The organism is Roseovarius sp. PS-C2, assembly GCF_018862045.1.
Taxonomy (GTDB): domain Bacteria; phylum Pseudomonadota; class Alphaproteobacteria; order Rhodobacterales; family Rhodobacteraceae; genus Roseovarius.
This window is the reverse complement of record NZ_JAHKSQ010000011.1, coordinates 51,772-76,929: the sequence shown is the minus strand read 5'-3', so window position 1 is coordinate 76,929 and position 25,158 is coordinate 51,772. Positions and strand designations below refer to the sequence as shown.

The 25,158-nt window shown below is 58.2% G+C and carries 21 protein-coding genes; 11 read left to right on the top strand and 10 right to left on the bottom strand.

The genetic code is table 11. From position 1 onward, the window contains the following. Positions 1 to 16: 16 nt before the first annotated feature. Positions 17 to 1,558, bottom strand: a complete 1,542-nt coding sequence (locus KPG71_RS17485; protein WP_216339715.1) for a lipopolysaccharide biosynthesis — start codon at positions 1,556 to 1,558, stop codon at positions 17 to 19. A gap of 1 nt (position 1,559) precedes the next feature. Then, positions 1,560 to 1,724, bottom strand: a complete 165-nt coding sequence (locus tag KPG71_RS17480) for a hypothetical protein (protein ID WP_216339713.1) — start codon at positions 1,722 to 1,724, stop codon at positions 1,560 to 1,562. Between the two features lie 986 nt (positions 1,725 to 2,710). Between KPG71_RS17480 and KPG71_RS17475 the strand changes: the two genes are divergently transcribed. From KPG71_RS17475 to xrtD, 4 genes are all read left to right on the top strand, one after another. Then, positions 2,711 to 5,173: a tetratricopeptide repeat protein gene (locus KPG71_RS17475; protein ID WP_216339711.1), complete on the top strand. Its 2,463-nt coding sequence runs from the start codon at positions 2,711 to 2,713 to the stop codon at positions 5,171 to 5,173. Between the two features lie 98 nt (positions 5,174 to 5,271). Beyond that, positions 5,272 to 5,910, top strand: a complete 639-nt coding sequence (locus KPG71_RS17470) for a polysaccharide biosynthesis/export family protein (RefSeq protein WP_253196343.1) — start codon at positions 5,272 to 5,274, stop codon at positions 5,908 to 5,910. A gap of 9 nt (positions 5,911 to 5,919) precedes the next feature. Further along, positions 5,920 to 7,392 (top strand): hypothetical protein, encoded by a 1,473-nt coding sequence (locus KPG71_RS17465; protein WP_216339709.1) that lies wholly within the window; start codon positions 5,920 to 5,922, stop codon positions 7,390 to 7,392. Positions 7,393 to 7,539: 147 nt separating this feature from the next. Continuing rightward, complete coding sequence (gene xrtD / locus KPG71_RS17460) at positions 7,540 to 9,141, top strand: VPLPA-CTERM-specific exosortase XrtD (protein ID WP_216339707.1); 1,602 nt, start codon at positions 7,540 to 7,542, stop codon at positions 9,139 to 9,141. Positions 9,142 to 9,180: 39 nt separating this feature from the next. On the opposite strand, the gene KPG71_RS17455 is transcribed toward xrtD, so the two are convergent. Next, positions 9,181 to 10,407, bottom strand: a complete 1,227-nt coding sequence (locus KPG71_RS17455) for a glycosyltransferase family 4 protein (RefSeq protein ID WP_367397383.1) — start codon at positions 10,405 to 10,407, stop codon at positions 9,181 to 9,183. A gap of 22 nt (positions 10,408 to 10,429) precedes the next feature. Beyond that, entirely contained in the window at positions 10,430 to 11,692 is a 1,263-nt protein-coding gene (locus KPG71_RS17450) for a nucleotide sugar dehydrogenase (protein ID WP_216339702.1), read from the bottom strand. Positions 11,693 to 12,033: 341 nt separating this feature from the next. On the opposite strand from KPG71_RS17450, the gene KPG71_RS17445 reads away from it, so the two are divergent. Continuing rightward, positions 12,034 to 13,548, top strand: coding sequence for an oligosaccharide flippase family protein (locus KPG71_RS17445; RefSeq protein ID WP_216339700.1), 1,515 nt, complete (start codon positions 12,034 to 12,036; stop codon positions 13,546 to 13,548). A 10-nt stretch (positions 13,549 to 13,558) separates the two neighbouring features. On the opposite strand, the gene KPG71_RS17440 is transcribed toward KPG71_RS17445, so the two are convergent. The 3 genes from KPG71_RS17440 to KPG71_RS17430 all read right to left on the bottom strand — a co-directional run bounded on the left by KPG71_RS17440 (position 13,559) and on the right by KPG71_RS17430 (position 16,563). Further along, positions 13,559 to 14,617, bottom strand: coding sequence for a DegT/DnrJ/EryC1/StrS family aminotransferase (locus tag KPG71_RS17440; RefSeq protein ID WP_216339697.1), 1,059 nt, complete (start codon positions 14,615 to 14,617; stop codon positions 13,559 to 13,561). Positions 14,618 to 14,747: 130 nt separating this feature from the next. After that, positions 14,748 to 15,713, bottom strand: a complete 966-nt coding sequence (locus KPG71_RS17435) for a sulfotransferase (RefSeq protein ID WP_216339695.1) — start codon at positions 15,711 to 15,713, stop codon at positions 14,748 to 14,750. Positions 15,714 to 15,726: 13 nt separating this feature from the next. Next, the gene (locus KPG71_RS17430) at positions 15,727 to 16,563 is read right to left on the bottom strand and encodes a lipid II:glycine glycyltransferase FemX (RefSeq protein ID WP_367397382.1); all 837 of its coding nucleotides are present in this window, start codon (positions 16,561 to 16,563) and stop codon (positions 15,727 to 15,729) included. Between KPG71_RS17430 and KPG71_RS19870 the strand changes: the two genes are divergently transcribed. From KPG71_RS19870 to KPG71_RS17410, 5 genes are read left to right on the top strand one after another with little or no spacing between them, the layout of a single operon-like run. Further along, entirely contained in the window at positions 16,546 to 17,031 is a 486-nt protein-coding gene (locus tag KPG71_RS19870; protein ID WP_367397381.1) for a hypothetical protein, read from the top strand. The genes KPG71_RS17430 and KPG71_RS19870 overlap by 18 nt on opposite strands. After that, positions 17,028 to 17,999 carry a glycosyltransferase family 2 protein gene (locus KPG71_RS17425; RefSeq protein WP_216339691.1) on the top strand — a complete coding sequence of 324 codons (972 nt, stop codon included), beginning with the start codon at positions 17,028 to 17,030 and terminating at the stop codon, positions 17,997 to 17,999. Before KPG71_RS19870 ends, KPG71_RS17425 begins: the two co-directional genes overlap by 4 nt. Then, positions 17,996 to 19,216, top strand: a complete 1,221-nt coding sequence (locus KPG71_RS17420) for a GNAT family N-acetyltransferase (RefSeq protein ID WP_216339689.1) — start codon at positions 17,996 to 17,998, stop codon at positions 19,214 to 19,216. Before KPG71_RS17425 ends, KPG71_RS17420 begins: the two co-directional genes overlap by 4 nt. A gap of 2 nt (positions 19,217 to 19,218) precedes the next feature. Further along, positions 19,219 to 20,262: a lipid II:glycine glycyltransferase FemX gene (locus KPG71_RS17415; protein ID WP_216339687.1), complete on the top strand. Its 1,044-nt coding sequence runs from the start codon at positions 19,219 to 19,221 to the stop codon at positions 20,260 to 20,262. Next, positions 20,259 to 20,939, top strand: a complete 681-nt coding sequence (locus tag KPG71_RS17410) for a polysaccharide deacetylase family protein (RefSeq protein ID WP_216339685.1) — start codon at positions 20,259 to 20,261, stop codon at positions 20,937 to 20,939. The genes KPG71_RS17415 and KPG71_RS17410 overlap by 4 nt, the downstream gene beginning before the upstream one ends. A 41-nt stretch (positions 20,940 to 20,980) precedes the next feature. Here the strand turns inward: KPG71_RS17410 and KPG71_RS17405 are convergent, their stop codons facing one another. After that, the gene (locus tag KPG71_RS17405; protein ID WP_216339683.1) at positions 20,981 to 22,321 is read right to left on the bottom strand and encodes an O-antigen ligase; all 1,341 of its coding nucleotides are present in this window, start codon (positions 22,319 to 22,321) and stop codon (positions 20,981 to 20,983) included. A gap of 74 nt (positions 22,322 to 22,395) precedes the next feature. Continuing rightward, positions 22,396 to 23,115 (bottom strand): sulfotransferase family 2 domain-containing protein, encoded by a 720-nt coding sequence (locus KPG71_RS17400; protein ID WP_216339681.1) that lies wholly within the window; start codon positions 23,113 to 23,115, stop codon positions 22,396 to 22,398. A 279-nt stretch (positions 23,116 to 23,394) separates the two neighbouring features. On the opposite strand from KPG71_RS17400, the gene KPG71_RS17395 reads away from it, so the two are divergent. Beyond that, positions 23,395 to 24,288 carry a capsular polysaccharide synthesis protein gene (locus KPG71_RS17395; RefSeq protein WP_216339679.1) on the top strand — a complete coding sequence of 298 codons (894 nt, stop codon included), beginning with the start codon at positions 23,395 to 23,397 and terminating at the stop codon, positions 24,286 to 24,288. Here the strand turns inward: KPG71_RS17395 and KPG71_RS17390 are convergent. Beyond that, positions 24,252 to 25,049, bottom strand: a complete 798-nt coding sequence (locus tag KPG71_RS17390) for a sulfotransferase family 2 domain-containing protein (RefSeq protein ID WP_216339677.1) — start codon at positions 25,047 to 25,049, stop codon at positions 24,252 to 24,254. The genes KPG71_RS17395 and KPG71_RS17390 overlap by 37 nt on opposite strands. Positions 25,050 to 25,158 lie beyond the last annotated feature (109 nt).

The following is a 25,158-nucleotide window of genomic DNA, read 5'->3' as shown; positions in this document are numbered from 1 at the left end:
GGAACAAAAGCACGGATCACCAGAACACCTCCAGTTTGTCCACGACCTTTTCGGCGATCAGATCGAGCGGTTGATAATATGTGTGCACTGCCCAGACCCCAAGGGGAATGCCGATCAGGATTATCAGGATCGCGGCTATCCCGGTAATCCGCCGGATCATGACCTCCCCTTTTGACGGAACATAGGGAATAGAGGCAATCGGCCAGACCTCCAATTTACTGACCAGGTCTTCTGGCCGACGGGCAGACTTGTTCATCAGTTCCAGCAAGAGCACAAACCCGACACCCATCGCGATACCAAAGAACGTTCCCCCGCCTGCGATCATAAGGCGGTTCGGTTTCGCCGGTTCACTCGGCACGGCGGGCTGTTCGATGACTGAAATGCGCTGCCCTTGCGACGTTACCTCGATACGCTCACCTGTCGAGGCTTGTGCCAAGCGGCCTACAGCGGCGTTGTACTGCGCCTGAATATTGTCGTGGTCGCGCTGTAGTTCAGCAAGGGTAATCGCGTTTGCTGGCGTCTGTTCGATCGAGCGCGTCAGCATGGCAAGGCGTTCCTCCAGCGCGGATTTCTGCTCTGTTAACGTTTCAATCTGGCTGTCGATCTGAGCAAGCTGGATATCAAGCGCTGAGTTCCCGGTCTGGGCACTCGGCTGGGTTGGATTTGCCGCCTGTTCAGCCGCAACCACTTCTTCCAGCTTCTCGATTTTGGCCCGGAGCAGCTTTATCCGCGGGTTGTTCTCGGAATAAATCACAAGATCATTATTGAGCTGCGCCTGCAGCTGGCTCAGTTGCTGTTGTGCGGGGGTTCGGTTTTGCTGGGCAACCCCGACAATCTGGCCGGTGGAACTGTAGACATCCATCAGCTTTTCCCGTTGGCTCTGCAACGAATATATCTGCTGGTCGACCTGTTCGAGATTGGTCTGAAGGGACCCTTGCTGAGCGAGCCGGAACTGGAGGCTCTCAGGCAATGCGCCGGAGTTCTCATTCTTGAATTCAAGGATACGCGCGCTGCGCTTGTCCAACTCACCCCCGAGGCGGGTGACCTCTTGTTCGAAAAATTCGTGCGTCCCCGAGGCGCGCTCCTTGCGATAGTTGACATCCAGTTTCTGAATCTCGGTCAGGTATTCATTCAGCACCCCGGCAGCAATCTGTCCGGTCCGGGCTGAGAAAGTGATTGTCATCAAATTGGCCATGTTCCGGCCCGCTGTGATCCTGATGCTCGTCTGCGCGCGCATCTCGTCGACGATCTGATCAGGGCTGGCGCTGGATTGGTTTGGAAGTATCTCGTACTGTCTGGAAATATTGAGCAACACCGGCCGCGTCAGCAAGCGTTGCTCGACAATCTGAAGCTGTTCCTGCGCCGGGGTCGTGACCGTGCTTGAGGCTAGATTGTCCGGAATCCGGGGAGATTCAACGATCAGGCGCGTCTGCGAGACATAGGTCGGGGGCAATGTCTGCGAGATGATGATCGACACCGCCGAAATGACGGTGGCGACGATCAGGAAATACGGCAGACGTCTCAGGAAAATGGAGGTATAGAAGCGAACCGGTCCCATGTCAGATTGCCATTTTCCTTTCCAGAGCGTTCCCGTAGGTGATCATCCCATTGACCACCTGGCGGATCGTGTGTTCGTGCCTCTCAAGCGTGGCTTTGGTCCAAGCGTAAAGCAGGGCAAAATTGTTGAGCCGCAGTACCGCATAGATGGGCGCGTGCGATGGCATTCGGCACATCGACTTTAAGCACGAAAATAGTGAGCATACCCATTGGACAATCCTAAAGAAAACTGGGTAAAGCCTGTCGATGGCACTTAAATCCTGAGCCACTGGCAATTCCTTACATTATACATATCAGATTGCAGTGCAGAAATTATATGTCAATCCATTCTGCCATAGGGTCAAGCCGGATGGCATGTTTATTTGCGTGAGCAGAGATATTGCCTCTCGTCCTGGCAGCAATCGAAACTAGTCGCTTGGATTGTTTCCCGTTCCGGCTCTGACGCACAGGTCCTCCACCGTATCGTCCTTTTCCCGGCGGGCTGGGATTGCGTCCGACATAGCATCGAATCGCCCCGTTTTACCGCATTGTTGCGAAATTCGATACGATGATAGCAGGGCCGGACCATTCCATTGCGCGGCCAGCGCAGCTATTCTTTTTCCTCAGCATTTTGCTTGAAGTCCTCCGGCGTTTTATTGGCATTAAATTTTTAGGGTTGGCGGAGATTCATTGACCTTTGGGTCTTGGCTGGGCCTAAAGATACTACCCGAGAGCTCACCGTGACACCTCAATCAAAAGACGTTGTTAACTCAAACGTTGACCGTGCCGCCAACTCCTTAGTGCCGGTGCGCTCATGTCATCCGGGCTCATACAGGGCAGCAGGTAAACGCCTTTCTGACATTTGCTTCGTCCTTTTGTCCGCGCCCATTGTCGGACCGTTGACGCTTGTTTTCGCGTTGGCGCTAGCGGCTCGGCGCGCGCGCTTGGGTATCCTGGGTATTGGCAAGTCTCTCGGCGCAACGATTCGTCATTTTCCGAACGCGCATCATGACAAGGAATGCTGGGAAAGAACGTCGTTCTCTACAAATTTTTTCAATCCTTTATCGCATTGTCTTCACCGTTCTGCGCGGAACCGGTTGTTGACACAGCCACCCCAAGCCCTTCAAATCACTTTGAACATTTTTAAAGCTATACAATGCGGGAATAGGCAGACATGCACCCATTCGGTTTTCTTCGTTGCCTGCGTCTTATCGCTGCGCTCTTTGTCGCGATCACGCTTCTGGCGGCCTGTGATTCCGCCGAAGAGCGCGCCGAAGCGCATTTCCAGGCGGGTATGGCCCTTCTGGAAGAGGGTGATGTCGATCGGGCGCTTATCGAATTCCGCAATGTCTTCAAGCTCAATGGACAGCACAAGGAGGCCCGCCTGACCTTTGCTCGGCTGCAACGGGAACGAGGCAATATTTCCGGGGCTTATGGCCAGTATTTGCGGCTTATCGAGCAATATCCGGACAATCTTGAAGGCCGTCGCGCCCTGGCTGAAATGGCGCTGGAAACCGGCCAGTGGGACGAGGTGGAGCGCCACGGCGCTGCGGCGGCCAGGCTGGCGCCGGAAGATCTTCGGATACAGTCCATCAACAACGCGCTGGCCTATTCCAACGCGATCAGCCAGAACGATATTGCCGCCATAGACGATACGCTGGACACGGCCCGGGCTCTGATCCATGCCGATCCCGAAATAGTCACGGCACGACAGGTCCTGATCGACCACCTGGTTCGCAACCGGGATTGGCATGACGCCATCGAAGAAATCGACGCGACGCTGGCGATCGACCCAGAGATCGACAGCTTATACGCGATCCGCCTCGGCGCCCTTAAAGAACTGGACCGGCCAGCGGATATCGAAGCACAGCTCCGACAGATGGCCGAACGGTTTCCTGATGATGAGGGCGTCAAGCAGATGCTCGTGCAAACTCTCATCGACCATCGGAATCTGGATGCCGCAGAACAGTTTCTGCGCGCGGAAGTGGCGCAAAATTCCGAAGACCATATGATTGTACAGAGGCTGATCGTTTTCCTGGATCAATATCGCAGTGCTAGCGAAGCCATTTCCGAAGTGGACCGAATCATAGCACAAGGCGGTGCTAATACAGCCCGTTACAAAGCGCTGCGGGCCGTCCTGAAATTCCGGGCCGGAGAGGTGCAAACGGCCATCGACGAAATGGACGCTTTGCTCAGGGATGCTGAGCGAACCATTGAAACCCGGGAAATTGAGGTGGAGTTCGCCCGGTTGCTTTTCCAGGCAGACGATCCGGTGCGTGCGCGTGCGCTTATCGAGGCGGTGCTCGAAGAAGATCCGACTCAGGTGGATGCGCTCAAATTCAAGGCGGCCTGGCTGATTGACGAGGACGGGACGGGAGAGGCGATTGTCTTGTTGCGCGAAGCGCTCAGTCAGACCCCCCGCGATCCTCAGTTGATGACCCTGATGGCGCGGGCGCATGAACGCAATGGCAACCAGGAACTGATGGGCGAAATGCTCGCGTTGGCGGTCGAAACTTCACAGCGCGCCCCTCAGGAATCGCTGCGTTATGCCCGGTACCTGTCCGCCAGAGGGGACCTGAAAATTGCCGAGAGCGTTTTGCTCGATGCTTTGCGACTCGCCCCTGACTCTGCGGAGCTACTGATGGCTTTGGGGAAGCTCTACCTGCAGATGGAGGATTGGGGCCGTCTTGAAGCCGTGATCCGCACGATTGATGACCTGGACGGTCCGGAGACTGTCGGCATGGCCAATCAACTCCGCGCCGAGATGCTCACGGCGCAGAGGCGAACCGATGACCTCAAATCCTTTCTCTCGGAACTGGCCAATAACCCGGATTTCAAGCTGCCCGCTGAAATTGCCCTTGTCCGCACGATGTTGGCACAGCAAAATATTGGTGGAGCGCTGGCTCGTCTCGATCTCCTGCTAGAAGAAACCCCGGACTCACTGCCGCTAAGGTATGTGAAGGCCCTGTCGCTTGCCGCGGATCAGAAGAACGAAGAGGCCGAAGTGCTGTATCGGTCGATCCTCGACGACCACCCGGAGGCGACGGATGTGTGGATTTCTCTCTACGCCCTTCTGATCGATACCAACGCCCCAGAGCAGGCGGCACAGGTCTTGAATGATGCGCTGGACGCCCAGCCCGAAAGCTTCAAACTACTGATGATACGCGCCGCGAATTATGAACTTGACGGCGAGATAGAGATGGCGATCAGCGTTTATGAAAAACTATACGAGCTGAACAGCCAGTCCCCGGTGGTGGCCAACAACCTGGCCAGCCTGTTGACCACCCATCGCAGCGATGACGAAAGCCTGCAGCGGGCTTTCACCCTGGCCCGGCGGCTGCGTGGCACAAGGGATCCCATTTTTCAGGATACTTATGGCTGGATTGCCTACAGGTTGGGAAACTACGAAGAGGCGCTACAATATCTAGAACCTGCGGCGGCAAAATTGCCGGATCAGCCCTTGGTACTCTATCATCTGGCCAAGACCTATGTCGCACTGGACCGGCATGAGGATGCCTTACGTACCTTTGAGAACGCGGTCAGTGTTGTGGAAGGTCTTGACGACCAGCCGAACTTCACGTCGGAACTGCTTTCCGAGATAGAACGGCTGCAGACGGAGCCTGCAAGGAAGGAATAAACGGCAAGGGGATTCAAGCGACCGCTGCAATTCTGCCGCATTATCTGGCAATAAAAACAGTGATGGATTGTTTCGTAAACCAAAAGGGGGCATAAGAAATGAAAGTGAAAGATTTGCCAATGCTAGCAATAATCAGATCATTCTTTATCTTTGCCGCAGCTATGATTGCGGCGACCGGCGCATTTGCGCAGGGGGCTTACCAGATTAAATCTGGGGATGCCCTTCAAATCGAAGTGCTGGAAGATCCCAATCTCAATCGAACCGTCTTGGTATTGCCGGACGGATCGTTCAATTTTCCGCTGATCGGCTCGATCCAGGCGGGGGGCAAGTCGCTTTCCTCTGTAAGATCGGCTCTATCTTCGGGGCTGGCGTCGAATTTCAACACGCCGCCAACCGTGTTCGTGTCGATCGCCGCCCTTGGGCCCGCGCCGGTGGCGGCACCGGCAGTTCCAGTAGCACCACCGACGATAGACATATTCGTGATGGGAGAGGTCGCGGCGCCGGGTAAGCTTGCCGCGAGTCCCGAGATCACTATCCTACAGGCGCTTGCCCAAGCAGGCGGCCTGACAAGATTCGCAGCCCGCAAGCGTGTGGAATTGCGCAGGGCAGACAGTGAAACAGGCGTGATAACACGGTACCGCTACAATTACGACGGTACTGGCAAGAGCATCAAAGGCAGTACCCTCCTCATCCCCGGAGATGTCATAGTTGTACCGGCGCGCCGCTTATTCGAATAGGGAATACAGGTGGGCACATCCAGGAACAGGCTGTCTTTCGTTCTGGCAGGTGGGGTAGCTTGCACGCTGACATTCGCGCCAGCGATTGGGCAGCAAACAACAACGCAGCAGACCGCCGCGCAGCCGCCGGTTCCCCCTGCCCCGGCTGTCGGTACGTCCGTCGGCAGGAGCGCCACAGGGCTGACCGTTACGCTCGATTATGCCACGACGCTCAGATATGATGAAAATTTAGGCTTGGAGGATCCATCCCTCGGGTCAACCTCGCGGTGGGAAAACACGCTGGGCATCGGGGTCGTGAATCAGACTCCGAATTCCCAGCTTACTTTCGATCTTTCAGGGCTGTACCGCTATGCGGATCAACCTGTTGTCGGATCGGAAGCCGATTTCACTGATCCCTCAGTCCGCTTGAGCTATTCTCGGGCTGCGGCCAATAGTCAGTTCAATATCCGCGGAGAGTACAGAGAGCGCGACCTGAACTTCAACCAGTCGCTGAACGACCTCAACCAGGACGGCGTTATCGATGCTGCCGACCTGGCCGTTGACCGCGGCACCCGCACCACATCGCGGGTCGGTATGACGTGGCAGACCGGTATCAACGATCCACTGGGCTTTATCTTCAGCTACGACCGATTTGACCAACAGTTCCAGAATACCACCGATCCAAACCTGTTCGACACTCTGAGGAACTCTTACTCGCTGACGTCGCTACTGCGCATCTCTCCTGTTTTGACCGGGAATGTTACCCTCAGATATGTAGATTATTCCGCGAAAGATACGGCCCGTACCGACCGGCAGACGACAACACTCACGACCGGGATTACCTATGAGGTTTCGCCGGTGACCACGGTCAATGCCGCCATCGGCTATTCGCAGATTGACGAAACCCTCCGGGCTATCCCGCTCGACACCGATGACGAGGGGTTTGTCGCCTCGTTCTCCTGGATGAAAACCCTCCCCAATGGCACGGCCACCGCCGTGATCGACCGCACATTCGGGACCAACGGAGACCGGACGAGCGCGCAGATCGGACGGACATACACCTTGCAAAACGGTTCTTTCGGCTTCAACGCCGGGATAAGCCACGGGCCGTTTGGGGAAAACACGCCGATTGCGGATATCAACTATACCTATACGATGAACGCCTCCCAGTTTACGGCCTCGCTCCGGCGTCGGGTCGGCACCAGCAACCAGAATGTCGAGACCCGCGAAACCGTAGCCAGACTAGGCTATGACTATTCCATTAACGCCCTGTCGAGCCTGTCTTTTCGGGCCAATTTTGCCGAACAGGAAAACGCGGGTAACGGGCCTTCAAATCGCCGCCAGAGAACCGACTTCAGTGCGTCCTACACCCGTGCGATCACGCAGGACTGGAACATGACAGTGGGCTATTTGCACCGGTTTAAAAACGATGCTGGGCCGGGAGACGCCGATGGCAACTCCGTCTTCCTGACGCTTGGGCGACAATTCACACTCAAGCCTTGACGCACCGGGGTCTTTGTTCACAATCCGGCGACAATGCTCCCGTGCAGGTATTTTCGTGTAGCTACCGGAGCCGCCCTCCACTTAACAACCGGTCGGAATCGTGCATGATGGACATGGGTGTACCATCTCGATTCAAAGGCCCGAACCATGAGCGACGGCAGCAAAACTATTGATCCTTCCCGGACCGTTCTGCCGTCGCTGAACGCGGCGGGGCTTTCGTGGTTTATCCTACTGATCGCCGGGTCGGTGCCGATCTTCTGGATTGGCCTGGTTTCACTGGGGCAGGCCTGGAGTACCGCCGAATACAGCCACGGCCCGATCATCCCCTTGGTATCGCTCTATCTTTTCCTGCGTGAACTCCGGCACACCCCTCCGCCGCGTACCGACATCCAAGATCGCTGGCCCGGTGTCTTGGTGGTCGCGCTGTCGCTGCTGGTTGCGGGGCTTGGCAACCTGGCCCGCATCCCCGACATCGTGACCTATGCCATGATCCTCTGGGTGGGCGGCGTGGTGCTGACGGTGTTCGGCTGGAAACGGGGCAAGCGCCACCAGCTGCCAGTGGTGCATCTGGTCTTTATGTTGCCATTGCCGCAAATCCTCTACTGGAAGCTCACGATCTTTCTGCAATGGGTGTCGTCGGTCATCGGGGTCTGGCTCATCCAGATGGCCGGTGTGTCGGTGTTCATCGAAGGCAACGTCATCGATCTTGGCGTCTACAAGCTGCAGGTGGCCGAAGCCTGTTCCGGGCTGCGCTATCTGTTCCCGATCCTGAGCTTTTCCTATCTCTTTGCAATCCTCTATCGCGGACCGCTCTGGCACAAGCTGGTCTTGCTGCTGGCCGCCGCGCCTTTAACTGTGCTGATGAATTCCTTCCGCATCGGTGTCATCGGCATACTGGTCGACCGTTACGGCATTGAACAGGCCGAAGGGTTCCTGCATTTCTTCGAGGGCTGGGTGATCTTCCTGCTCTGCATCGCTATCCTCTTCGGGATGGCCATCGGGCTGCAGCGGACGACCCGCAATCCCAAACCCCTGTCCGAGGCGATCGACCTGAATTTCGATGGGTTCGGGGCTATCCTGGCGCGCATACTCTCCATTCGTCCGTCAAAGGCGCTGACGGCTGCGGCTCTTCTGACCCTGGCTGTCTCGCTTGCCTGGGTTCAGCGCCCTGCGCCCGGCAACAACCTGATCGACCGGGAACCTTTCGCCATTTTTCCGCGCCAGATCGAAGCATGGTCCGGATCGGGCACCCGCCTCGATCCCGCAGTTGAACGCACGCTCGGTGCCAGCGACTATCTCAATGCCAGCTACATCCATACCGAAACCGGCGAGTTCGTGAACATGTTTGTGGCCTTCTACAACACGCAGACCGAGGGCGACGGCATTCACTCCCCCGAGGTCTGCCTGCCTGTGGGAGGTTGGGAAATCTTCAGCCTGGACCCCTATGAGATCACGCCTGGCGACACCCCCTATGGCACCTTTACCGTCAATCGGGCCATCATCCAGAAAGGATTGTCGAAACAGTTGGTCTATTACTGGTTCGAACAGCGCGGCAAGCGCATGATCAACGATGTCCGGGCCAAGCTGAGCGTGATCAAGGATGGTTTCACCATGGGGCGCACGGACGGCGCGCTGGTGCGGTTCGTCACTCCGATCCTTCCCGACGAGACCGAAGCCGACGCCGAGATGCGGCTTCAGGGTTTCATGGATGCCAGCCTCGACCGCCTGCCGCGGTTCGTGCCCGAGTAACCAGACGGACGGTACAATTCGCTCGGATTTGCCACTCGGCTATCCGCGCCCTTTCCAGATGCGCTGGTAGGCAGCGATCAGGGAGGGCACCTGATGCGGCCACGACATCTCGGATTCGACGCGCGCGCGGCCATAGTGCCCCATTCGGGCGCGACGCGCCTCATCGTCCAGAAGTTCGCCAATCTTGTCGGCCATGTCCATCGGATCGTTGGCGCGGGCATAAAGCGAAGCCTCCTGCGCTGAGTAACGGCCCTCGGTCACGTCGAATTGTACGATCGGTTTTTCGAATGCCATATACTCGAGAATCTTGTTCATGGTGGATTTGTCATTCATCTCGTTCACCCGGTCCGGGTTCACACAAACATCCGCCGTTGACAGGATCTCGAAAAGATCATGATCGGGAGCTCTGCCGGTGAAGGTCACAAAATCCGACAGCCCCATTTCCTCCGACTGGCGCTGCAGTTTATCAAGGCTCGGCCCCCCGCCGACCAGGCAGAACTGGATATCTTCGCGGCCTTTGGCCTTGACCAGATGTGCTACCGCCTCCAACAACAGGTCGATTCCCTCCTGATCCCCCATGACGCCGACATAGCCCACCATGTATTTGCGCCCCTTGCGCCAGGCTGGGTTTTCGGGAAGGCGCTCCAACCGGCTCAGATCGGGGCCGGAGCGAACAATGAAGACATCCTCCGGGGCCATGCGCCCGCGGTCTATCGCGATAGAGCGATAGCTTTCATTAGTGGCGATCGACACCCGTGCCGACGCAAAGGTCAGCCGCTCGAAGAGCCGCATCAGCTTCCAGAAAAATCCGCGCTTGCCGAACTTGGCCTCGTACAGCTCTGGATTGATGTCGTGATGATCAAACAGGTAGCGCACGCCGAGCAGCTTGAAAGGCAGCGCGACTAGAAAGATCAGATCGGGGGGGTTGCACCCGTGGATGACGTGAAAGCCGCGGCTGATCTTGATGCGCAGTGCCAGCCAGGTTTCCCAGACAAGCGCCGCGCCATACTCCAGCAGGTAGCCCATCGCCCCGCTGGCATCGAGTGGCAGCGGATGGCGATAGACCCGGATACCCTCCGCTTCCCAATGCCGCTCTTCATGTCCTTTTCCGGTGGGGCAAATGACTGACACGCGCGCCCCGGCTGCGGCCAGGGTCCGCGCCTCCATCCAGACCCGTCGATCAAACGGGACAGGCAGGTTTTCGACCACGATCAACACCTTCAGACCGGCCAGGGGCTGTTCCGCGCGTAGTTCATCCAGGGTCACGGGCCTTGCTGGCGGGCGTGTGTCAGACATATTCATAGGTACTCAATATCTCGGTATCACCCAAATCCAGTTCATCGATAATCCTGTTCGACGCCACGACCAGATCCCAAGGGCCCGCCTCGGCCTTTGCCTTGTCGACCAGAAGTGAGCCGACGCTCGGCAGATGTGTGAAGGCATAGCCAAGGTTTTGGCCGCGTAGATCCGACGGCCTGATCTCGGGGTCATAGACCGATAGCTGGTAGCCGCCCTGCAATAGCCGCCGTGCGATATCGATATTGGGGCTTTCGCGCAGATCATCGGTTTTGGCCTTGAACGCCAGCCCCACCATCAGCACACGCCCCCCGGCGGGCAGCTTTGCCATGATGTCCTGTGCCTGATAGGTCTTGTGCGCCTCGTTGCTGCGCAGCAGGCTGTCGATCAGATGCGTATGGGCCCCGATCTCGCCCGATATATGCTGCAGTGCCCGTACGTCTTTGGGCAGGCACGATCCGCCGAATGCCCCGCCGGGGCGCGTATAATAGGGCGAGATATTGAGCTTGGTATCCGAGACGAAGATTTCGTGCACGGTCTTGGCCGACACGCCCATTCGGTGGCAGACCCGGCCAATCTCATTGGCAAAGGCCACCTTCACCGCATGCCAGGTATTGTCGACAAACTTGGTGATCTCGGCCTCCTCGAATGCCGTATAGAACACCGGCGCCTCGAGCCGTTCATGCAACTTGTCCATCACCTCGGATCGGCCGCCATCGCGGGTGCCGATAACGATCTTGGGCGGATCGAAGAAATCCTGCACCGCTGACGCTTCGCGCAGGAATTCCGGGTTGTAGACGATCTCCACCGCTGCCTCGGTTGCGGCCCCTAGCCCGCTTCGGAAAATCGGCTCGACCAGTTGCTTGACGGTCCCGGGCCTAAATGTCGACCGGTAGGCCACCGTCAGTGGCCGCTCCCGGTCGGCCGATACGGTTTCGGCAATCTGGCGTGTGACCTCGGCCACGTAGCTCATGTTATGCGAGCCGTCCGTGGAACTGGGTGTACCAACACAGACAATCGCCAAGTCCACATTCGAAAGGTCCGGAATCTCGGTCACCGCCCGGATCAGCCCCTTCTTGAGCGCCTGCTGGAGAAGCTCGCCCACCTGCGGCTCCTTGATCGGGGGCTGGCCGGAATTGATCTCAGCCACTTTGTCGACGTTGGTGTCGATTCCGATCACCTCATGCCCGTCATGAGACAGACAGCACGCCGCCGTAAACCCTACATATCCCATCCCGAAAATTGCTATTTTCATCTTGTCATATCACTATATTGGCCAAGGTTTCCGTATCATTGTTGCCTAAAGAAATACAGGCTTCTGGATAAGCACTTTCTATGTACACTGCGTATTCAATCGGCAGCCTCCTCCGTAATTCTTCGTTGAAAGATACCCTTGAATTCGGACACTTAAAGGGATTTACTCAGCCTTGACACCAAAAGTATGACATACACTCCTGTTTTGACTATCTAGTGGAATTGCCAAATTGCCATATTGTCTGCGCAAGACTTGCTTGAAACGTCTGCTGGGGGGCAGGACGAGCGAGCAGCTGCAGAAGTAACCAGTCGACTGTTTTCAATATGGAAAGAAGCCCCGTGATGCAAACCCGCAGGCCCGATCCGAATCCCAGTGCGCTCAGCCGCCGGTCTGCTATTGCCGTGGGTGCGGCAACGCTGCTTGCGTCCGGGGTTTTCCGCCAGGGCCTGGGGGTCATTACACTGGCAGTCACTGCACGGCTCCTGACGCCCGAAGATTTCGGTATCATCGCCTATTTTCTGATTGCCACGGCATTGCTGGAAATGCTGCAGCGACAGATCGGGATGGTTTTGATCCGGCTGGAGAATGTAACCGTCGGTCATCTGGATACGGTCTTTTCGTTCCAGGTTATCTTCGGGATCATGACCGCCGCTCTTTTCTGGGCCGCGCGGCCACTTGTCGCGCTGATGGAGATTCCGGCGCTCTTGGAACTGTTGCCGGTGCTCTCGGCTCTCGCGCTGGTTATCGCGATCAGAAGCCCTCGCTTTCTGCTGTTTGAGCGCGGGCTTCGTTTCGGCTATGCCGCCGGCGAAGAAACCTTCAGCCGCGTCATCTATTCGATCGTTGTCATCACGTTGGCTTGGTTCTGGCGGGATTACTGGGCGATCGTCATTGCAACCTTCGTTGGTCAGGCCATGCGAGGGGTATGGACGTTTGCCATCGCGCCGATGGTTCCCCGCATTTCGCTGTCGCAATGGCGCGACAGCCTGTCCTTTTCCTCATGGTCGATCGGCGCCCAGTTGGCCCAGTTCCTGTCGGCCAATGCCCCGCAACTCATCATCGGTAGCACATTGGGCCTGGCGGATGCCGGTCTGTTCAGGATAGGTACCCGACTGGTCAATGTCGTTACCCACCAGCTTTTTGCACCAATCCTGCGCGTGGTATATCCCGGACTTGCTGATCTATCGCGCAAGACCAATCAGCGCAAGGAAGGGTTTCGAACGCTAAATGCCGGCTTCCTGGCAATCTTGCTGCCGGTCAGCGTTGGGCTGGCCTTGGTCGCCCATGACGTGATCCTGGTCGGGCTGGGCTGGAAGTGGCTGCCTGCCACCCAGGTCGTCTGGATACTGGCGCCCCTCTACGCGCTTGGCTCGATACAGGCGAATGTCCGCTCCGCCGTTTACATCGAAGGCTCCACCCATGTCCTGTTTTTCAGAAACATGATCCTTCTGGTCATTGTCTGCGCATTGATGTGGGTTGGCGTTCAGTACAACTTTTCTGGTGCCCTCTACGCGGCGGGCGCCGCCAGCGTCGCCGGGTTGCTGATGACGCTGATTATCGCGAAACGGTTCGGCGATGGAGGTTTCTTTGAGCCGCTTACCGTAGGCTGGCGCAGTTTCTTGGCCTGTGCGGTAATGACGGTGGCGGTTCTGACCGTGGAGGTTACTTTGCGCTCGGGTGAGCATGTACCACGCATCTTGGTGGTCGGTTTGACGAAGGTTGCGGTTGGCGTTGTCGTTTATACAAGCACGCATATTTTGCTTTGGGTCATGGCCGGTCGTCCGAAAGGTTTTGAAACCACGGTTTTTTCTCTGGTTGGACGACTGTGGAACCACCTCTCGCGCCAGACGGCCTGACCCAAGTGCATTACAGGACCTGCCGAAGCTGAGTGATGATGTGCTCCAGATGCGCCCGCGTCAGGTAGGGGTGCAACGGCAGGGACAGGACATTGTTCTTGAGTGCCATCGCCTCTTTCTGCCCTGTCCAGTCCAGATTGCAATTATATCCGGCCCACCATGGAGTTACGCCAATTCCGCGTGCCTGCAGTGCGCGCGCGACGTGATTGCGATTTGCCAAGATGACAGGCATGTTCAAGGGGCATGTCTCGGGTAAAAGTTCTGGCATCAGCATTCTGACACCGGGAATCCCGTCAAGCATATCGCGATACAAAAACCAGTTTTCTCGCCGTGCGGTAATCATCTCAGACACTGAGAAGGAGCGTAACGGCAAGGCCGCAAAAGCGCTGATCCGGTGTCCTTGCAACGCTGGGTCGAAATAGTAATGACCGGGGATGTCTTCCAGCATGCCGGGGGAGGGAACGGGTATTGCAGCACCTTGCCGGCCCCGTACTGTACGCATCAAATTCTGCGCGCGGCGCGGCCCCAAAAGATTTGCAAGCGCCGCGCGAGCAAGCTTCTTGGCGACGGTGCCGCGCGGTGCGTCGTGCGGGAAGGCCTCGGCAACCCCCAGATCGGACGCGTTGACTAACAGTGCGCCACCCTCCAGTACCGGTACGAACTTGTGGAAACAGAATACCGACACATCACCCGTATATCCCTCGGCCGGCGCGGCACCGCTCAAAAGGCTCAGCGCGCAATCCTCGATCAGGCGCAGCCCGTGCCGGTCGCAAAGCCCGCGCAAGCCAGCCAGATCGGGCTGGATCATCCCGAAGTAATGCGTCACATAGATGGCCCTCGTCCGCTCTGAAATCAGCGGTTCGATCCGCGTCGGATCGGCCCGCAGGTCCTCTGCAACCGGATAAAGCCGCACTGTCAAACCGGCATGCACCAACGGGTCCAGTTCCGAACCACAATTATAACCCGGGGCCAGAACCTCATCACCTGCTTTCAGCCCCAGCAGGTCACAGGCCGTTCGGATCGCGACACGGGTGTTGAAACTCCAGAACACGCGGCGGTCGTCGAACATTGCCGTGATCCCTCCTCCAGGATCGCGCTGAAAGAGCCGCCTTGCGGTCATTGGCGGTTCACCGCAGTAAAGAGCGTCTGCCCGGTATCGCCCCACTTTTATCCCCCCGCTTCGTACGGTCCGAAGGCACCTATGACGCTATACTGCCTGAAATTTCCTGCAAGCAGGCAGCAATGCGTGACCGTGTTTCATCATCGGGCTGCTTTCGCGGAGACATCCGCCGCAACGTCCCGGCCTCAGGTTTGCGGACAACATCTATTCCGTTGTCCCGAAAAAAGGCTTCGATTCCGGCAAAGATCTCATCAGGATCGGCGCATAGCCGTTCATAGTCGATCTTCATGACCTTTCCCTGGGCTTGGGCCGCATCAAGATGGGTTACGATATCCTTGTGGCTGAAGATGACCTGGGCACAGGATTGTGTCAGGGCATCCGCATCGGCGTAATGTTCCCAGCCTTCAGGTCGGAGCGAAACCCATCCAGTGCCGTCGCTCGATTTCCTGTCCTGCCTCAACTTCATCAATGACCGCGCGTTGTCCGACCAATCCCGCTCGATATGCAGGAAAACGGCGTTCGGAAAACTGGTTACGATCTGCGACATGTCCGATTGCAGGATCGGGTTTTTGATTACCATAGGCCAGCCCGTCAGACGGCAGATCGCAGCCATCTTGCGCCGCATCCGATCAGGCGTCAGCCCCGGCTTGTCCAAGAAATAAGGGGCGGCATAGGGCATCCAGTAATGCCAGATGCGGCCAGCCTCGTTTGGCGCGGCGTTGCCCTCGAGCTCGCCATAGACACTGTCAAACGATCCGCGGCGATTGCGGATGGCGTTGCGGCACAGCCAGGTCGCCGCCACGGGCACGCGGAACAGGCGCTTGGCCAGGTTGGAAAGGTAACTGCACTGGAACCGCGTCACCACCATTTCATACAGCAGCGTCGTCCCCGAGCGCGGAGGGCCGACAATAAAGCAGATCGGGCGGTCGTCGCTCTTGGCGCGGCGCTCCAGTGCAACTTCCAGCGGCCACAACAGCCCTGATGCCAGCAGGTTCAGGTACTTGGTACGCACACTGCGGTAGGAGACGAGCGGTTCCTGACCCATTCCGGCTCTCCTTTCACCACCGCCGCGACAATAGCCGCTTCGGGCTGAGATGCCTGACCTGCGGGAACATACGCTTGAGACCGGCCTTGATCCGACCAGGCAGGGTATTCATCAAATGGCTGCCGGGTTTGAGAACCAGTGTATGCTCGGCAAGGCGCCGGACATGCGCCGGTTTGAACTCCCGCTTGTATTCATAAACGTTGAAATTCGGATGACTCTTGTCCTCGACCGGCAGGAACCCCTCGACATCGAAATGCGTGCAGCCCTCTCTTTTGGCCCACAGTAACCCTTCCAGCCAAAGGGCCGGAGCCACGCGCAGGTTTCCCACGGCCTGCGCCGCTCCTGGATCGGCGACATAGCGGCGGGCGTGGGCGGTGGTTCCGCTACGATAAAGCAACAGCCCCCCCAGAAAGACACCTTCATGATAGGCAGCAAAGATCGCGCCAATCGAAGGATCGCTGTAGATGCGCCTGAACCCGGTTTCATATTCGGCGCGCGACACCGGCGTCAGGTTGTGCCGGGCGATGACCAGCGTGTTCAGACGCTCGAAAAAGACTTCGGCGTCTTCGGGGGTTTCGACCTGGCGGATGTCGATATCGGATTTTTCGACCAAGCGTACCTTGCGCCGGGCGCTTCGCGAAAACGACGCTCGTAATTCATCCTCGCTCAGTGTCAGGTCGATCATCCCGGTATCGCGATGCGGTTCCGGATCTGTGATCGTGAAGCCTGCCTGTGACAGCTTGCTGGCCAACCCGGCTGCCTCTTCTTCCAGCCAGTAGGGCGTGATGCGGATCGCAGCCACCCGTGCAAACCGTTCGTGCTTTGCCAGCGCATGGAGAAAATCGACCATCCCGGCGCCATCGTCGCAGACCGGCCCGCTGAGCGCCGAGGCTACGGAAATGTGCCCGGGCAGAAACCGGCTGGGCTGAAGCGTGAAAAGACCAACCGCGCAAATCCTGCCATTCCGCCGGCCGATCGCGAAAATAACCTCTTGGCCGGTCGCTCGTTCGACGGCAGCGAACCGTGGATCCTGACGCGGGTGCTGATGGCGTGCCTGCAAAAGAAACGCCTGCCATTCCTCTTCCTGAGACGGCGTCAGTCCGTCCAGACAGTCAATATCATCCATTTACAGTCACTTTCTGCACGTCCGGCTGCGGCACCCGCTCATGATCCGGTCGTTGCGGGTCTGAGCATGCGGTCTTGCAGCAGTATGCCGGATATTATTTACTACCACTATGGTTTTGAACCCGGAATTATGATCCACTTTTCCCTACAATCGCAAATTGTCCCTTTATATTCAGGACTTACGTTGCCATGACTCCAAGATGCGCCTCAGCCGATATAGCCTGTGCCGTTTCGATTGTTATCGTAAACTGGAATACGCGCGATATTTTACACGATTGTCTCAACTCCATAATCAATCAAACTACCCTGCCGCATGAAATCATCGTGGTCGACAATGCCTCGCGGGACGGTTCCGCCGATATGGTGCGGCAGGATTTTCCGCAGGTGCACCTGATCGCGAACAAGGACAACCGGGGATTTGCCGCCGCCAACAACCAGGGGCTAGAAATCGCCACCGGCGATAAGCTCCTTTTGCTCAATCCCGATACGATCATTCTCAATGGCGCGATCGACGTGATGTGTGCCTGGCTCGATGCCCATGAGGATGTTGGCTGCGTCGGCTGTCAGGTTCTTGAAGATCAGGACACGATACAGCGCACCGGTTTTGCCGATCCCGGCCCCCTTAACCTGGCGCTGATCGAATTCGGGATTTACCGGATGGCCCCCCGGCATCGCTTGCTTGGCCGCCCCGAATATGGCGGATGGAACCGCGATAGCGAACGCGATGTCGACGTGGTGTCCGGTATGTTCATGTTGGTGCCGCGCCATGTGTTCGAGACAGTCGGACTGCTTGACGAGGCCTTCTTTGTCTATTCAGAGGAGGCAGACTGGTGCCGCCGCATCCGCGATGCGGGATGGCGCTGCGTTTTCACACCCGAGGCCCGCATTCTGCATCTCGAAGGCGGATCGAAAAGCACCGCCCAGATCAAATCGCGAATGTATGTGCAAAAACAGAAAAGCAAGATGATCTACGTGCGCAAGCATTATGGGCGGATCGGGGCTCTCTGCGCCAGGGCCGTCTTCCTGGGCAGCGCGCTCCTTCGCGGGGGCGCCTTCGGCCTGGCTGGGCTGACCCGCTCGACTCCTGAACGCAAGGCCCGATTGCGGCTGGCCCTGGCTGCCATACGGTTCCACCTTTTCGGACAGGAACCGACAACATGAGCCAGGCAGGGAACGACCGTCATCTCTCGCTTGAATGTCTTGAGACCCCCGCCCATGAACAGAACTCGCGGGAGGATTGGGATGCGTTCGTTCAGGAAACCGGCGCCGAGATCTATTTCCTGACCGGATGGCAGGCGGCCTGGTGGCAGCATTACGGGCCGGATTTCTCCGGCAGCCGAAAGCCCGTCAGTTACGTTCTGCGGGACGGTCCCCGTATCGTCGGAGTCCTGCCCTTCTGCATCGAAACTGTCTGGGCCGGGATCTGGCCTGTGAGATTTGCCCGATTGGCCGGGGTAGACCCTAATTTCGCTGTCATGACCCTTCCGATTGCCGCGGGGAAGGAAGACACAGTGCTGCGGTCTGTCATCGACCACCTGATGCAACGGATGCGCTGCGCGGCAATCAGCTTGTCGCCCCTGTCGGACCGCTCACCGCAGCTTGACTCGATCCGCGCCATCGCGGCGAACGGTGCGACTGCTTCCGTGCTCCGGGACCGGAGCGACCGCGGCCATACGCTGATGGATCTGCCCGACAGCAGGGATGGCTTCATGGCGGCATTGTCGAAAAGCCGCCGCCGCGAAGTACGGCGGGACACCAAGCGCCTGACCCAGAACGCACCGCTGCGCAATATCAGTTCGGACCCCGACACATTGGACATCATGATGGACCGGTTCATCGAACTGCATACGAGACAGTGGCAGGCCGCCGGAAAAGGCGGGCATTTTTCGGACTGGCGGCCCGCTGCCGCATTCTACCGTACCTTGTTGCACCGGTTGGCCCCCGACAACCGCGCCGCCATAGACGAGCAATGGCAGGGCGACACCCTGCTGTCGAGTCAGCTGCGCTATACTTTGGGCGACAAGGCCTATTGGTGGCTGAATGCCCGCGCCATTGATCCCCGGTTCGAAAAGGTCGGATTGGGCCGCGTCGGCCTGGTCGAACGCGTAGGGGATCTGATCGACGCGGGCATCGGCCTGATCGAGGCCGGGGCCGGCGAGTACGAATACAAACTCAGCTATGGCGGGGAATTGGTCCCTGTGCATACCCTCATCCTAGCCGGTCGAGGCCCCGTTGCGCGCCTTAGGGTCCAGGCGCTTCTGCTTTGGGCGGATGCGATCCACTTATTCTATTACCGTCTCTGGTTTCTTAAAATCCGGCCCCGCTTGGGCACCCGTCCCCGGGCGCTTTGGGCCATCTGGATACGAACACGGCTATAACCATGACATCCGCCTCCCTTGCCTTGCGGGTGGTCACACCCGATGACTGGCCCGGTCTCAGCGCCGCCTTCGATGACCTGACCTTCGAGCAGAGCCTGACCTATGCCCGCGCTGCGGCAGAGCGGATCGGAGCGCAGGTGCGGTTCATCGCCCTTGCCGACCCCGGAGGACAGACCGTGGCTGCGGCCTGCCTGCGCATAAAGACCGTCCCGGGTCTGGGGCGGGGCATTGCCTGGGTGGCTGCGGGTCCCCTGATCCAGAACCGGGAGCGCCCCGACCCCGGCCCCGAAGAGATGCGCGCCGTTCTCGCGGCACTACGCGCCCATGCGCAGGACACCGGGCATATCCTGCGCCTGCGGCTCCCGGCCTCGGGGACGCAGGATATAGCGGCAACAGACCAACTGGCTACCTCCGAAGGATTCCGCCGCACAGGCCGCGCGACGCCTTACAGGACCGTGATCGTCGATTGCACGGAGGACGAAGAAACCCTCATGCGAGACCTGCACGGCAAGTGGCGCAACCCGCTGCGCAATGCCTTGAAGGCGGGGATCGAACTCGAATGCCACCCGATTGCGGACTGTGCCGACCGGTTCCATGCGCTCTATCAGGAGGTTCAGGCCGCCAAGGGGTTTGCTCCCGACATCCCACCCGAGTTCTATTATGCGCTCAAGGGCCCGGATTTCAGCCATGAGGTGCTGATTGCGCGCAAGGACGGCGCCGATATTGCCGGCATGACGATTGGGCGGACCGGCGGCACGGGCGTCTATTTGTTCGGCGCTACCTCCGAGGCTGGACGGCGCCTGAATGCCGGCCACTTCCTGATGTGGCAAGCCATCCTCCATTGCCGAAGGCAGGGCATGAAATGCTTCGATCTGGGTGGAATAGACCCTGAAACCAACCCCAGCGTTACCCGTTTCAAACAGCGGACCGGTGGAGTGGATACTACAGCGCCTGGCCCTTATGAATTCCGTCCCGCGCGCCTGTCCTCTGCCCTGATCGGCGCCGCCGAGACCCTGCATGCCCGCATCAAGGCGAGAAAACGATGACTCGTGCGATCGGCCTGAACTTTCACGGGATCGGAGCGCCCAAGCGTGCGCTCGAACCCGGCGAAGCCCCCTACTGGCTGAGCCCGGACCAGTTCGGGCGGGTGCTGGATCAGGTCGCGGCTGCCCCCGATCCGTCGGTCTTTGTCCTGACCTTCGATGACGGCAACCTTTCGGATTACGACATCGCCCTGCCCGCTCTTGCCGCCCGGGGATTGCAGGCCCGCTTCTTCGTTCTGACAGGTCGAATAGGTCAGCCCGGATCCCTGGACAGCCACCGGATACAAGCATTGCAGCAGGCCGGCATGAAGATCGGTAGCCACGGCATCGGCCATGTCATGTGGCCCACGCTGGATGATGATGCGCTTGCGCAGGAGTTGCATAGTTCACGCGCTCGACTCGAAGATATCTGCGGGTGCCCGGTGGCCGAGGCTGGCATTCCCTTCGGACGCTACGACGCCCGTGTGCTGCGTGCCCTGCGGGCCGCTGGCTACACCGCTGCGTGGTCGAGCGACGGCGGCAGGCTGCGCCGGGACGCTTTCTTGCGCCCGCGCACATCGTTGCGCGGCGACATGTCCGACGCGATGATTGGCTCTGTCCTGGCGGGACAGATGCCGCCCCTGCGTCGCCTCCGCCGCGCGCTCGGCATGGTCCGACGGCGCTGGACGGTGACCGGCTGACACACCCGCAGGATCAGGGGCGCGGCATGAACCGGGCCGGTTCAGGAAGGTGCATCGTCCGGTGCCTGTTTCGGAAACCTCGTATATCTGATTTCCCGCCTGCCCGGTGGTTTTACCCCACCGCTTTCAGGCCCCTGGTCTTGTGTGCCATCGGTATCGGTAAACCATGCCCCTGCCCCAAGCAGGAACATGAACATGCAATATGTTGCATCCCACAGATGGACGGTGAAGGCCGAAACGATCATGCTGATGAAGGCGATCAGGTATCCGGTGCGGGCCCGCGCATGGAGCCCGGTCAATCGGGCCCGGCCAACGGTCCAGCACATGACAAGCGCCGACAGAGTCATGAGAAACCAAGCCGGGATGCCATACCGCAAGGCGACAAGAAGCCAGTAATTGTCCACGCTTGCCCGCAGCCAGTTCGGACGTGTCCAATATCCCAGCCCGATCCCGAAAACCGGATTCCTGAATATATCGTCGATCGCGTTATTGAAAATGTGAATCCGATTCCAGGCGGTGCCTGGCGAAAAGGTGAACTCCGTCGCGATGATCTGGAACGCGTTGCGGTTCGAGGCGAGTTCGAGGACGATGTAAAGCAGGCCGAAAATAAGCGCAAAAATTCTCCAGCGCGTTTTTATCGATTTCAGAATCTCATCCCAGGCAATGAGGAACGCCTGCAACAGAACCCCCATGAACGCTCCGGATGACAGGGAACTGAATACCGCTGCGCCTACCACAAGGGGCCGACGAATTTGCTTGAAAAATTTGCCTTCGGGGCTGAGCACATACCAGGATAACGCAAATGCGGGCGCACAGAAGACCCCGAACAGAATCGGGTGCGGCATCGAAGCCTGGGCGCGCTCAAGTCCCAGCCGGGGCTCCTGATTCACGTTGTAGTAGACCTTGAATACCCCGCGGAAGAAATCCATCAGGATCGGTCGCCCGGTCAGGTTCTCGTAGAATGCAAAGGGCAGCAGCACCATCACGATGGTGAAAAACCACCACACGAAGGTCCGGAATGACACCAGATCGCGGATGAGAACGCGCGCCGCCAGATAGGGGACAATAGTTTCGACGACCAGAATGCCTGCAAACTCCAATTGACTGTTGACCCCGTGATTGATGAACAGAGCCGCCATCATCCAGAATGAGGCAATGATCACCAGGATATCCGATGTTCGGATGCGCCCTCCTGCCCCGGCAAGCCAGCGCACGAAGACGGGAACAGCAAAAACGAGCAGGTAGACACGATACATGCTCAGCCGAAGGCCGCCCAAATAGAAGAAGAACGGCATCACCAGCGACAACATCAGCAAAGCAATGAGAAGCCTGTTGGGCGACTGCTGTGCCGTCTGGGTTTCGGATTGTGCTGCAAGCGTCATAGCATATGTCTTCCTTGTCGCGATCCTACACGATCCGGCCAGACTTTGACTGGACATCTTCGCACCTGCAGGTATCAGGCCGCCAGCGCGTTCTCGGCAGTATTGATGTCATACATAGCCCCAAGCAACCTGTAATCCGCCTGGGTGATCTGTAGCAGAGTGTCAATCTGCCTGCGGGTCAGCCTGTCGTCCCGCTGGCTCAAGCCGGATTTGTTGGCATGGTGGATCGGAAAGGGCTGGCCAAGCCGTTCGGAAAGGCGCGCATGCATCTCGTCCAAGGCTTCCAGCCGAAATGCCCAATCGAAAAATCCGATGTCCTCGCCCAAATGCCAGGAATACGGCGTGGTATGGACCCGGACGGGGCGGCTGACCGCGCGATACTCATGAAAATGGTCAATGAACTCGCCGAATGTCGGATCCAGCGGCAACCCTTCGTTCTCAATATCCATCTCTTCGGCACGCCACCGGAACTGGTTCCGGTGAATCTTGTCTTTCCAGGCGGATTTCATGCGGGCCACGGGATCGCGCACAAGCGTGAATGTGATGTACCCTTCCGGCACCTTCGACAGAGAAAATATCTGTGTGCGGTAGCCTTCCTGCTCATGAATATTGCGCGGCTGCATCAGCTTGGCCGCGGCCAGCCGCCAGCGCAGGTTGTTCACGACCCGCCGGACACCACGCCCTTTGAAGGGCGCGCCATGATCAAGCTCCCAAAGGGTTTCCTTCAGGCTGCTGCTGCCCACCTTCGTGATATCAAAGTAAACCGCTTTCAACGCCTGTGAAATGACCGCCATACTATCTATCCTTTTGGCCCGAATACGGCCCTATTCCAAAAAATAATATGTATCTCTTCATTATTTACAACAGAATCCCGGTGAGTGGGATGGCGCGCATGTCATGGCAGAACAATACGCTCATGTCGCTTGAATTGTTTCTGTGGCATCACTCTATTTCGCCACCATTGCGCCAAATCCGGGTATATTAAACGCGATGCTGGCGCTCGTGTTCTGCGATGGCTAGAAGTGTTGTCATGATGTTGTAAAGGTATGCGCATGCGTGTTCCAAAACCTCAGATGTGGCTGTTTACTCTGATCGTAGGTCTCCGGGTGTTGCCAACACTGTGGCGACGCGCCCGCAAGAAGCTGTGGGGCAAACCCAACCACTTCGCGCAGTCCGCGCCGCGGCAAATTCCCAGGAAAATTTGGATTTACTGGGACAGTGGAGAGAGTAACGCGCCGGATCTGGTGCGCACCTGCATCGCTTCATGGCGCAATCGAAATCCCGGGTGGGATATCCGCGTTCTGGATGCGCAGACAGCGGCAACAATCGTTGATCTGCCGCACGATCCGTCGAAACTTCCGGTTCAGGCCTACGCGGACCTGCTGCGCCTGCGTCTGCTCAAGCAACACGGCGGGGTCTGGGCCGACGCGACGACATTTTGCCTGGCTCCCCTCGACACCTGGCTGCCGGTCGCGGCGCAACGCGGGTTTTTCGCCTTCACGTGGACGAAAACCGATGCCTGGTTCATCTGGCCGGGCATGCATCGGTCAATGACAAACTGGTTTCTTGCGTCCGAACCGGGCGGGCGTTTCATCTCGGCTTGGGAAGATGCCTGTTTCGGCTATTGGCAGGGCCGGACAAAGCCCCATAATTACTACTGGCCCCATATCATGCTCGACTATCTTTACCTGACGAGCCGGTCTTTTCGGCGTGCCTTCGATGATATTCCCAAGATCAGTTGCTACGGGGCGCATTTGGTGCATGACGCCGTGACGCAGGGCAAAAATATCGAAGAAACCGCCGCATTACTCAGAACCGGCGCCACCCCGGTCCAGAAACTGCGCTGGAACTGGAGTGCAGAACGTATTGCTGCGGCACTGGAATTGCTGCAGGCAGGTCAGGGTGATCCCCGGATATCGTCGGAGCCAAATCAGGCGCAGGCAGGGGCCTTTGCCAGAAGCTCCTGATGCAGCGCAATATCGGCCGAATAGTAATGGGCGATGAACTCCTGGACGCGATCCTCGCGCAGCGCGGGCAGGTCGGCTTTGGCGCCCGGTTTCATCAGGACTCGCCGTGCCGAACGGCGCAATGTTTCGTGCACCGGCTGCGGTAGAAAATGTCGCGCCAGGGCGCTGCCGCTCTGCACCATATGTTTCAGCTGTGGATAGCGGAACACTGTCGTTCTGTTGGCATGCTCAATCCGTAGCGCATCGGTGCCGATATGCCGGCCAAGCGCCTGCACGAACAAATCTACCCTCTCGACCGGGTACAGATGACGCACCAGTCTCTCGTCCCTGAGCTGCACAAAATCTGACTGCCGGGCAAAATGAATGAACGCTGGCGCGATCACGGTCGGTTCAGACCGCAGGTAATCCATTACGCGCTCGATCTCGGTGCGCAGTTCCTGCGCGTCCATCTGCGCGAATTCCTTGCCCAGATACATCTTGGCCCGCTGCGACATCGCCGAGCGGAAACGCTGGAAAGGATCCCGCAAAAGCGCGTAACTGTCATAGCGTTTCAGCTTGTGAAAGGCTTCGGGATCGAGCTCGCGCAGCAACGCCAACGGAAGATGCCGGTAATCAATCTCCCCGAGTTCCGGGTGTTTCTCGACGGCTTTCAGAAACCGGTCATCGGCATCGTGATATGGCAGGACCGCCGCGCGCACCGAGGTTCCTGCGCATTTCGGCACATGGATGAATATGAAACGATAGCGATCCGATAAAATCATGGCGCCGTACTCTCACCCTTGTCCGGCCTATATGCAAGAACCACGGCGAAACTGGCAATACAGCACACCGGGAAAACCCGAATGCGGGGCCATAATACCCGGCCCCGCA